Origin of the sequence: Paractinoplanes deccanensis (genome assembly GCF_016862115.1) — a bacterium.
GTDB lineage: Bacteria > Actinomycetota > Actinomycetes > Mycobacteriales > Micromonosporaceae > Actinoplanes > Actinoplanes deccanensis.
Map to the genome: position 1 here is coordinate 1 of NZ_BOMI01000113.1, position 10294 is coordinate 10294.

8 protein-coding genes and 1 pseudogene are annotated in these 10294 nt (G+C 73.2%); 6 read left to right on the forward strand and 3 right to left on the reverse strand.

Annotated features, from left to right (window positions below; genetic code table 11):
• From Ade02nite_RS28040 to Ade02nite_RS28050, 3 genes are all read left to right on the forward strand, one after another.
• A partial coding sequence (locus tag Ade02nite_RS28040; RefSeq protein ID WP_203770326.1) for a hypothetical protein occupies positions 1-337 on the forward strand: 337 nt, incomplete at its 5' end.
• 116 nt (positions 338-453) lie between these two features.
• Complete coding sequence (locus tag Ade02nite_RS28045; protein WP_203770328.1) at positions 454-1437, forward strand: serine hydrolase domain-containing protein; 984 nt, start codon at positions 454-456, stop codon at positions 1435-1437.
• A 321-nt stretch (positions 1438-1758) separates the two neighbouring features.
• Positions 1759-2385 (forward strand): maleylpyruvate isomerase N-terminal domain-containing protein, encoded by a 627-nt coding sequence (locus Ade02nite_RS28050; RefSeq protein WP_203770330.1) that lies wholly within the window; start codon positions 1759-1761, stop codon positions 2383-2385.
• A gap of 1026 nt (positions 2386-3411) precedes the next feature.
• Here the strand turns inward: Ade02nite_RS28050 and Ade02nite_RS50975 are convergent.
• A pseudogene (locus Ade02nite_RS50975) lies at positions 3412-4281 on the reverse strand (serine/threonine-protein kinase); the annotation flags it as partial.
• A gap of 13 nt (positions 4282-4294) precedes the next feature.
• Positions 4295-5635: a cation:dicarboxylate symporter family transporter gene (locus Ade02nite_RS28060; RefSeq protein ID WP_203770341.1), complete on the reverse strand. Its 1341-nt coding sequence runs from the start codon at positions 5633-5635 to the stop codon at positions 4295-4297.
• An 80-nt stretch (positions 5636-5715) separates the two neighbouring features.
• On the opposite strand from Ade02nite_RS28060, the gene Ade02nite_RS28065 reads away from it, so the two are divergent.
• Both Ade02nite_RS28065 and Ade02nite_RS28070 read left to right on the forward strand, forming a co-directional pair.
• The gene (locus Ade02nite_RS28065; RefSeq protein ID WP_203770343.1) at positions 5716-7245 is read left to right on the forward strand and encodes an ATP-binding protein; all 1530 of its coding nucleotides are present in this window, start codon (positions 5716-5718) and stop codon (positions 7243-7245) included.
• Entirely contained in the window at positions 7242-7934 is a 693-nt protein-coding gene (locus tag Ade02nite_RS28070) for a response regulator (RefSeq protein WP_203770345.1), read from the forward strand. The genes Ade02nite_RS28065 and Ade02nite_RS28070 overlap by 4 nt, the downstream gene beginning before the upstream one ends.
• Positions 7935-7981: 47 nt before the next feature.
• On the opposite strand, the gene Ade02nite_RS28075 is transcribed toward Ade02nite_RS28070, so the two are convergent.
• Positions 7982-8899: a LysR family transcriptional regulator gene (locus Ade02nite_RS28075; RefSeq protein WP_239169107.1), complete on the reverse strand. Its 918-nt coding sequence runs from the start codon at positions 8897-8899 to the stop codon at positions 7982-7984.
• Between the two features lie 111 nt (positions 8900-9010).
• On the opposite strand from Ade02nite_RS28075, the gene Ade02nite_RS28080 reads away from it, so the two are divergent.
• Positions 9011-10252 carry a TDT family transporter gene (locus Ade02nite_RS28080; RefSeq protein ID WP_239169108.1) on the forward strand — a complete coding sequence of 414 codons (1242 nt, stop codon included), beginning with the start codon at positions 9011-9013 and terminating at the stop codon, positions 10250-10252.
• Positions 10253-10294: the final 42 nt, after the last annotated feature.

Sequence of the window (10294 nt, forward strand, 5' to 3'; positions counted from 1 at the left end):
GGACGCCACCGGCGCCACCGACACGACCGGCGCCGCTGGCGCGACGGGCGCCACCGACACGACTGGCGCGACCGGCGGCGCCGACGCCACTGGCGCGACGGGCGCCACCGACACGACTGGCGCGACCGGCGCCACCGGCACCACCGGCGCGACGGACGCCACTGCGACGACCGGTGACACCGGCACCACTGCCGACCTCGGCGCCACCGGCGACACCGGCGCGGCGGGCGCCACCGACACCACCGGCGCCGCCACGACCGGCGCCACCGGCACCACCGGCGAGGCGGGCGCCACCGGCGCGGAGACCACTACCGCCACCACCTCCGCCACTTTCTGACCCGACGGGAACACCCGCGCCCGGACCCGCTGCCCACCCACAGGGCGGCGGGTCCTGCGTTTGGCGGCGCTCTCCCCGTACAGCTGCCGCTTGCACCCGCCGCCCATCATGGAGCGATGAGTGATCTTGAGAGCTTGGCGCAGCGCACCGCCGACGAGTTGGTCAAGAACCGTGCGGGCGCCGTCGTCGGAGTCCTCGCGGGCGACGACAGCGCCGTCCGGGCCGCCGGAAGCGCCGGGACCGACGACGTCTTCGAGATCGGCTCGATCACCAAGGTCTTCACCGCGCTGGCCCTCGCCCGCCTGACCGTGGCCGGAACGGTCTCCCTCGACGACCCGCTCGCCGCGCTCCTCCCGCCGGACGCGAAGGTCCCGTCCCGCGACAACACCCCGATCACGCTGCGGCACCTGGCCACGCACACCGCCGGACTCCCCCGGCTCCCCACCGGCATGCTGCCGCGCCTGCTGCTGCACCCCAACGACCCTGATCCGTACGCCGGCTGCACCACCCCCATGCTGCTGGCCGCCCTGGCCCGCACCCGACTGGCCGCTACTCCCGGCAAGCGTTTCCGCTACTCGAACTTCGGCGCCGGCCTGCTCGGCCTGGCCCTCGCCCGCCGCGCCGGAACCACCTACGCCGACCTGATCGCCCGCGAGACCGCGCTGCCCATCCCCGACCCGGCGAGGCTGATCCAGGGCCACACCCGCCGCGGCCGCGCCACCCCGCCCTGGCACCTCGCCGACATGGCCGGCGCCGGCGCACTCCATTCGACCGCCGGCGACCTGCTCGCGTTCCTCCGCCACCAGCTGGATCACGCCGACGACCCGGCCATCCGCCTGACCCGCGAGGTCAAGCACCAGATCAACCCGTTCACCTGGATCCACCTCGGCTGGATGGGCCGCAAGCTGCATGCCCGCCTGGGCGGCCAGACCCACCTGTGGCACAACGGCGGCACCGCGGGCTTCAGCTCTTTCGCCGGCTTCGACCCGGACAACCGCGTCGGTGTGGTGCTGCTGTCCAACACCCAGCGCCCCCTGGACCAGCCGGCAACGGATCTGCTGAGGGCGCTCGCGCCCAGCACCGCGTCTTCGGAAGCCTGAGCCGGCGTCCCGGTGTCCACGAGCGACGCCGGGGCGCCCGTTCGCGGTAAGCGCTCGGGCACACGGCCCGCAGACCGTCCTAGGAACCTAGCCTCTCCCCTACAGCATCGGCGGCCGCCTGCGAAACGCGGGGTGGCGGCACGAGGTGGCGGCACGAGATCACGGCGCGAGGTGGCGGCACGAGATCACGGCGCGAGGTGGCGGCACGAGATCACGGCACGAGGTGGCGGCGGGAGAGGGCGGCGCGCGGCAGGCTCGTCCAGCGGGCACGATGCGCGGGCCGGGATCGAGCTGTGATCCGGGTCTCAGTACAGTCGAGCCATGACCATCGATGATCGGCTCAACACGCTCGATGCGCTCTGGTCGGTGTGGGCGGCGACCGGGCGCACCCTGGACGACGCCGACTGGGAGCGGGCCACGCGGCTCGACGACTGGACCGTACGCAATCTGTGGGCGCACGCCGCTCAATGGCCGTTCGGCTTCGCCGTGCTGGTCGAGCAGTGGGTGACGGAAGCCCCGCCCACCCACGCGTCGGCCGCCGCGCTGCTGGCCGAGTTCAACGCACCGGACGGGGTGGCCAACACGATGCGCAGCCACGTGGCCAGCGCCGGCCGCGAGGACGCCACCAAGTACACGGTCGAGCAGATGGTCTCGCAGTTCGCCGAGATCGGGCCGCGGGCGATCGAGGCCGCCCGCAAGCTCGGCCCCGTCCGCGTCGACTACTTCGGGCGGGCCGTCATGCCGCTCGAGGAGGCCGTCAGCATCGGCATCCTCGAGGCCACCGTGCACCTGCTCGACGTGCAGCGGGCTCTCGACGTCGAGCCCGCCGTTCCCGCCGAGGGCCTCGAGCACACGGCCCTCGTCCTGGCCCGGGTCGCCCCGCCCGTCGACTTCATCGAGGCGGCGACGGGGCGCGCCTCGACCGACCTGTTCCCCGTCCTGTCGTGATCAGCTGCAGTGCTCGGGCGGGCTCTCGTAGGAGAAGTCGTCGATCGAGCCACCCCAGATGACGCAGGTCTTCGCGGCCTCGGCCTTGACCGGGCCGGCGTAGAAGTCGACCTCGCCGCCGTCGGTGTCGCGGTCCTTGCCCTGCACCTCCAGGAAGGCGGAGGCGTCCGCCTTCTCGCCGAGGTCGCTGGTGCGCATGGTGACGACGCAGTTCTCCTGGCCCTCGGCCGAGTAGAGCAGATAGACCCGGCCCACCGTGCCCGCGCCGCCGGTCAGGGTGGCCGTGTCGATGACCTTGAAGCCGTCGCCGCAGAGATCGGTCGGCGAGTTCGGGTTGGTGGCCGGGGCCTCCTCCTCGTCCTCGCTGGGCTCCTCGGCCGGCAGGGTGGCCGCTTCGGTCGGCTTGGTGGTCTTCCTGGTCTTCGTCGGCTTGGGCGTGGCGGCCTTGGTCGTCTCGTCCGCGGCGGCACCGGTGGTCTCGGTGACCGGGTTGAGGGCGGCGGTGTCGGTGCCCGGGTTGCCGCCGTCGCCCGTGTCCCCTCCGAAGACGGCGAACGCCAGCGCGACCACGCCCACGACGACAGCGGCCACCGCGACGGCGATCACCGAGCCGCGCTTGCCCTTCGACGACGTGCCGCCGTTGCTCGGCGAGCCGCCGCCGTAACCGCCGGTCACGACCTCGGCGGGCGGGCGAGTGCGGTAGCCGTCGGAGGGAACCGACGCCGCGCCCGCCGCGCCGTAGGCGGGCGGCGGCGAGACGGAGGCGGCCCCGGCCGCGAAGCCTCCCGACGGCGGCACCGAGGCGCTGCCCGAAGGGAAAGACGCCGTGCCGGTGGGATATCGCGCGGTCCCCGGCGGAACAGCGCCCGCGGCCCGGGCAGCACCCGTGGCGGGATAAGCGTTCGAGGCGGGATGCGCTCCCGAAGCAGGCGGGAAACCACCCGAAGCAGGCGGGAAAGCGCCCGAGGCAGGTGGGAAAGCGCCCGAGGCCGGCCCCCGGAACGACCCGGAATTGGCCGGCGGATAGCTGCCACCAGGGCGCTGATGCGGAACGGTCGCCGCCGCACCCGGCCGGCCCGCCCCGCGCGCCGCCTGCGCCATCGCCGCCGCGCTCGGGAACCGGTGCTGCGGGTTCTTGGCCAGCGCCCGGGTCACCAGCGCCGCGACCGCGGGCGGCACGTCCGGCGGCAGGGGCGGCAGCTCGCCGTACACGAGCTGGGCCAGCACCTGGAGCGGGTTCTCCCCCACGTACGGCGGGCGGCCGGTCAGGCAGCAGTACGCGACCGCGCCGAGCGCGTACACGTCGGTGAGCCCCGAGACCGGCTGGCCCTCCGCCTGCTCGGGCGCCATGTAGTTGGCCGAGCCGAGCACCACGTTCGTGCTGGTGATGCCGGTCACCTGGGTCGAGCGGGCGACGCCGAAGTCGACCAGCACGAGGGCGCCGTTGGGGCGTACCAGCAAGTTGGCCGGCTTCACGTCGCGGTGGACGATGCCGGCGTCGTGCGCGACCTGGAGCGCGTCCGCGACCTGGGCGACGATGCGCATCGTCTCGGCGGGGCTGAGCCGGCCCGCCTGCTGGATCTGCTTGGCCAGCGGCGTGCCCTCGATGAACTCCATGACCATGTAGTCCATGCGGCCGCCGCCGGCCACCGCGTTCTCGCCGTAGTCGTAGACCTGGACGATGCCGGGGTGGCGCAGCGCGGCCATCATGCGGGCCTCGGAGCGGAACCGGGTGAGGAACTCGGGGTCCGCCATGAGGTTGGGCAGCACGACCTTGACCGCGATCGCCCGGTGCAGCATGCGGTCGATCCCGCGCCAGACCTCGCCCATGCCGCCGGCGGCGATCCGTTCGGTCAGTTCATAGCGCTCGCTGAGCACGGTCCCCGGGGAAAGCACCCGATCATGCTACTCAGCCCGCCGAAGGGGCCGAGGCGGCCACCGGCTGCGGGGCGGGCGACGGCCCGTCGTCCAGCATCGTCGACTCGTCGAAGGGATCGCGCCCGCCGAGGACCGCCCGGGTCTTGTCCCGGTCGATCTCGCCGGTCCAGGTGCCGATGAGGACCGTCGCCACCGCGTTGCCGGCGAAGTTGGTCAGGGCCCGCGCCTCGGACATGAAGCGGTCGATGCCCACGATCAGGCCGACGCCGTCGACCAGGTCGGGACGGTGGCTCTGGAGGCCGCCGGCGAGCGTGGCGAGGCCGGCGCCGGTGATGCCGGCCGCGCCCTTCGAGGCGATGATCATGAAGACGAGCAGGGAGATCTGCTCGCCGACCGAGAGCGGGTCGCCCATCGCCTCGGCGATGAACAGCGACGCCATGGTCAGGTAGATGGCCGTGCCGTCGAGGTTGAACGAGTAGCCGGTCGGCACCGTGATGCCGACGACCGGCTTGCTGATGCCCAGGTGCTCCATCTTGGCGATGAGCCGCGGCAGCGCCGACTCCGACGAGGACGTCGACAGGATCAGCAGGAACTCGCGGCCGAGGTAGCGCAGCAGCGAGAAGATGTTCACCCGGGCGAAGGTCCACAGGATGACCGCGAGCACGACGAAGACGAAGATCGCGCAGGTCACGTAGAAGCCGAGCATGATCTGCGCCAGGCTCTTGAGCGCGTCCACGCCGGTCGCGCCCACCACGGCCGCCATCGCGCCGAAGGCGCCGATCGGCGCGAGCCACATGATCATGGCGAGGATCTTGAAGACGAGCCGCTGGATCACCTCGACGGCGCGCAGCACCGGCTCGCCGCGGGTGCCCATCGCCTGCACGGCGAAGCCGACCAGCAGCGCCACGAGCAGCGTCTGGAGCACCTCGCCGTCGGTCAGCGCGGAGAGCAGGCTGGTCGGGATGATCCCGAGGACGAAGTCGTCGAGGCCCTCCTTCGGCGCGTCGCCGGCCGCCTTCTGGCCCGCCTCGGCGATCGACGGGTCCAGGTGCAGCCCGGCGCCGGGGTGGATGATGTTGCCGACCACCAGGCCGATGCCGAGCGCGACGGTCGACATGAGCAGGAAGTAGCCGAGCGCGAGCCCGCCGACACGGCCCACCTTGGCGGCCTGCCGGATCGAGCCGACGCCCAGCACGATGGTGCAGAAGATGACCGGGGCGATCATCATCTTGATCAGGTTGACGAAGGCGGTGCCGACCGGCTTCAGCTCCACGGCGAAGTCGGGGACGGCCAGGCCGACGGCGATGCCGGCCACGACGGCGGCGATCACCGCCACATAGAGGTAGTGCGTACGGTCCCTCGGGGTCTTCATGCCCCAGAATGTGTCCCGCGTCTCACCCCGGGGGCACCATTGCGTTCATTCTGTTTACTGCCGAGATCCAGGACCGAAACATGCCGATAGCACAGCGCTCCAGCAGCGGGGCGGGCTGGAGCATCGCCCGGCAGCTCTTCGTGCTCCAGGTGCTGGTCGTGGCCGCGCTGGTGGCCATCGGCACCGCCGGGACCGTGCTGATCGTCCTCGACGACGCCGAGCAGGCCGCGATCGACGACGTCACCGACATCGCCGAGACCGTCGCGCGCTCCCCCACGGTCGTCGACGCGGTGCGCCGCCCGGCACCGGCGACCATCCTTCAGCCGTACGCCGAAAGCGTGCGCACCGCCACCGGCACCGACTTCGTCGTGGTGATGGCGCCGGACCGCACCCGGTACACGCACAGGACCCCGTCCCTGATCGGCAAGCCGTTCATCGGCTCGATCGACGGCGCGCTCGCCGGTGGCACGGTCGTCGAGACGAGCGTCGGCACGCTGGGCGAGTCGGTGCGCACCGTCGTACCGGTGAAGGACGAGACCGGCAAGGTGATCGCCCTGGTCTCCGTCGGCATCACGACCGACGCGATCAATCAAAAGCTGGTGGGCCGTACGCCGGCAGTGGCGATACCGACCGCGCTGGCGCTGCTGCTCGCGGCGGCCGGGAGCTGGCTGCTCAGCCGCCGCCTCCGCCGGCAGACACACGGCCTCGGCCCGGCGGAGATGACCCGGATGTACGAGTACCACGACGCCGTGCTGCACTCCGTACGCGAGGGACTGGTGGTGGCCGACCGGGAGGGGCGCGTGACGCTGGTCAACGACGAGGGCCGGCGCCTGCTCGGCGACGATCTGCCCGAGGAGGTACGCGACCTCATCGCCGCCCGGGCCGCGGTGGCCGACGAGCCGGTCCTCGCGGGCGATCGCGTGCTCGTCGCCAACCAGCGCGTGATCCGGTCCGAGGGGCAGACCATCGGCACCGTGCTCACGCTGCGCGATCACACCGAGCTGCGGGAGCTGACGGGCGAGCTCGACTCCGTACGAGGGCTGACCGAGGCGCTGCGGGCACAGGCGCACGAGGCCGCGAACCGGCTGCACACGGTGCTCACGCTGGTCGAGCTCGGGCGTACCGGGGAAGCGGTCGACCTCGCCACCGCGGAGCTGGCGGTGGCCCAGCAGCTGACCGACCAGGTCATGGGCGCGCTCGACGAGCCGGCGGTGGCGGCCCTGCTGCTCGGCAAGTCGGCGCAGGCCGGCGAGCGGGGCGTGGAGCTGATCGTGGACGAGGCGTCGCGGATCGAGGGCACCCGGCTGCCGAGCCGTGACCTGCTGACCGTGGTGGGCAACCTGGTCGACAACGCGCTGGAGGCCGTCGCCGGCACCGAGCCGCCCCGCCGGGTGACAGTGCTGGTGCTCGACACGGACGGCGTCGTGCTCGTCCGGGTCGGCGACACCGGCCCCGGCATTCCCGCCGGAGCGTTCCGCCGGGGCTGGTCCACCAAGGCGCAGGGCCGCGGCATCGGGTTGTCGCTGGTCCGCCAGGTCGCCGACCGGCACGGCGGTGACATCGAGGTGTCCGGCTCGACCATCACCGTCCGCCTCCCGGCCGCATCATGAGCGACATCCGGGTCCTGGTGGTCGAGGACGAGCCGCTGATCGCCGAGGCGCACGCCGCGTACACCCAGAGGGTCGAGGGTTTCACCGTCGCCGGCGTCGCGCACACGGGCCAGCGAGCGCTCGCGACGCTGCGATCCGAATCGGTCGACCTGATCCTGCTCGACCTGCACCTGCCGGACATGTTCGGCCTCGACCTGTGCCGTTCCCTGCGCGGCGCGGGCATCGGCACGGACGTCCTGGTCGTGACCTCGGCGCGCGACCTCGCGGTGGTGCGCTCGGCGGTCTCCCTGGGCGTGACGCACTACCTGCTCAAGCCGTTCACCTACGCCGCCTTCCGGGAGAAGCTCCTGGGGTACGCGCGTTACCGCACCCAGGTGCAGGGCACGTCGGCCGTGGCCGCCCAGCACGAGATCGACCGCGCCCTGGCCTCGCTGCGCGGCACGTCTCCGGTCACCCTGCCCAAGGGCCTCGACCAGGGCACCCTCGACCTGGTCCTGGGCGTCCTCCGAGCGAACGCCGAACCCACCGGCTTGTCCGCCGCCGAGGTGGCGGCCCGCATGGGAGCGTCCCGCGTGACCGCCCGCCGCTACCTCGAGCACCTGGCCGAAACCGGTCAGGTGGTCCGCAGTCCCCGCTACGGCGGCCCGGGGCGGCCGGAGGTGGAGTACCGCTTCGCCCGGGGCTCGTGACGGGGCGCTCTCGCTTGGGCTCACGGCAGGGCGCTCTCGCCTGGGGCTCACGACAGGGCGCCGATGTGGGCGAGGAGGGTGCGGACGCCGCCGGCGGGCGGGACTCGCGGGCCCTGCCAGACGGCGCGCAGGGGGCGGTGCAGGGCGAGGCCGCTCACGGGTACGTGGCGCAGGCGGCCGGCGCGCAGATCGTCGGCGACGGCCAGCGAGCTGACCACGGCGGGACCGGCGCCGGCCAGGACGGCGGCGCGCACGGCGGCCGCGGTGGAGAGCTCCAGGGCCGGGCGGGTGGTCACGTGGTCCTTGCCGAGGGCCTTGCGCAGCGCGGCGGCGAGGAAGTCGCGGGTGCCGGAGCCGGCCTCGCGGGTGACCAGCGGTGTGTCGCCCAGTTCGGCGGCGTCGATCCCGTCCGGGCGGCGCGCCCAGCGGTGAGTGGGCGGCACGACGAGGACCAGGTCGTCGTGCGCCACCACGCGGCTGCGCAGGCCGCGCGGCGCCACCGGGCCTTCGATGAAGCCGAGGTCGGCCGACGCGGAGCGGACCTGGTCGATGACGGTGTCGCTGTTGGTGGCGGTGAGCACCACCTGCACCGGCGTCTCGCCCCGGCGGTCGGCGTCGGCCTGGAGACTGACCAGCCAGCTCGGCAGCAGCTGCTCGGCGACGGTGAGGCTGGCACTGACCCGGATGCGGCTGCGGCTGTCGTCCCGCAGGCTCGCCAGCCCGGCGTCGATCTCGTGGGCGACGCTGAGCAGCCGATCGGCCCACTGCGCGACCAGCACGCCGGCGTCCGTCAGCTCGGCACCCCGGGTGGTCCGGGTGGCGAGCCGCACCCCCGTCTGCGACTCCACCGCGGCAAGCCGCGCCGACACGGCCTGCTGCGACACCCCGACCTCACGCGCCGCCGCGCTGAGACTGCCCGTCCGGGCCACGGCGAGAAACACTTCCAGGGCACCCAGCTCGGGCATGCGCGCACTCAGAACCACAAGCCAAGATAGTAGCCGCCCACAAGCCCAGGTTGTGACCCCACAAGATCGGCCCGCCTACCGGGCATCCCCGCCCACCCCGATCGTGGAGTCATGAGCCTCCCGACCACCACGGCCCCCGCCACCAGCGGCCCAGCCACCACCTCCGCCGCCAACCGTCGACTCGCTTCGGCGCACGATGCGGCCGACGGCATGGCGCGCCCGACCGGCTTTCTCCCGTCCGAAGCGGAGCACCTCGCGGGTGGAGCGGGCCGGCTGGGGCCGGTGCTCGCGGCGTTCGGGCCGAACTGGTTCGCGTCGGTCATGGGCACCGGGATCGTGGCGACGGCGGCGACGTCGTTGCCCGTACACGTGCCGGGTCTGCGCTTTGTGGGGGTGGCGTTCTGGGGGCTGGCGGTGACGCTGCTCGCGGGCGTGACGGCGGCGACCGTGCTGCACTGGCGGCGGCACTTCGGGACCGCGCGGCGCCACCATCTCGACCCGGTGATGGCGCACTTCTACGGCGCGCCGCCGATGGCGCTCCTGACCGTGGGCGCCGCGACCCTGCTGGCCGGGCGCGACGTGATCGGCGAGCCGGCAGCGGTGACGGTGGACTGGGTGCTCTGGACCGCCGGGACGATCGGCGGCCTGATCACCGCGGTCGCCGTCCCGTACCTCCAGTTCACCCGCCACGACGGCGACGAGCGCTCCCCGTTCGGCGGCTGGCTGATGCCGCTCGTACCGCCGATGGTCTCGGCCTCGACCGGCGCGCTGCTCGTCCCGCACACCCCCGAAGGCCAGCTCCGGCTCACGCTGCTGGTGGCCTGCTACGCGATGTTCGGCCTGAGCCTGATCGCGTCGTTCGCCGTGATCCCGCAGATCTGGCACCGCCTCGCCACCCACAAGATCGGCCCCGCCCGCATGGTGCCCACCCTGTGGATCGTGCTCGGCCCCCTCGGTCAGTCGATCACCGCCATCAACCTCCTCGGCGGCGTGGCGGCCCTGGCCCTGCCCCCGTCGTACGCCGGCCCTCTGCACGCCCTCGGCGTCGTCTTCGGCGTGCCCGTCTGGGGCTTCGCCCTGCTCTGGGCCGCCCTGGCCCTCGCGATCACCGTCCGCACCGCCCGCGAACACCTTCCCTTCAGCCTGACCTGGTGGTCTTTCACCTTCCCCGTGGGCACCTGCGTCACCGGCACCTCCGCCCTGGCCGCCCACACCGGCTCGGAGATGCTCGCCGGCGCATCCGCCCTCCTCTACGCCGCCCTGATCGCCGCCTGGGCAGTCGTCGCCACCCGAACCGCCCGGGGCGTGCTCCGCGGAACCCTCGCCCTGCCGTCCCCGAGCAGCCCTCGCTGACACGCCGGAGCACCGCCTGCCGACACGGCCCCGAACAACCCC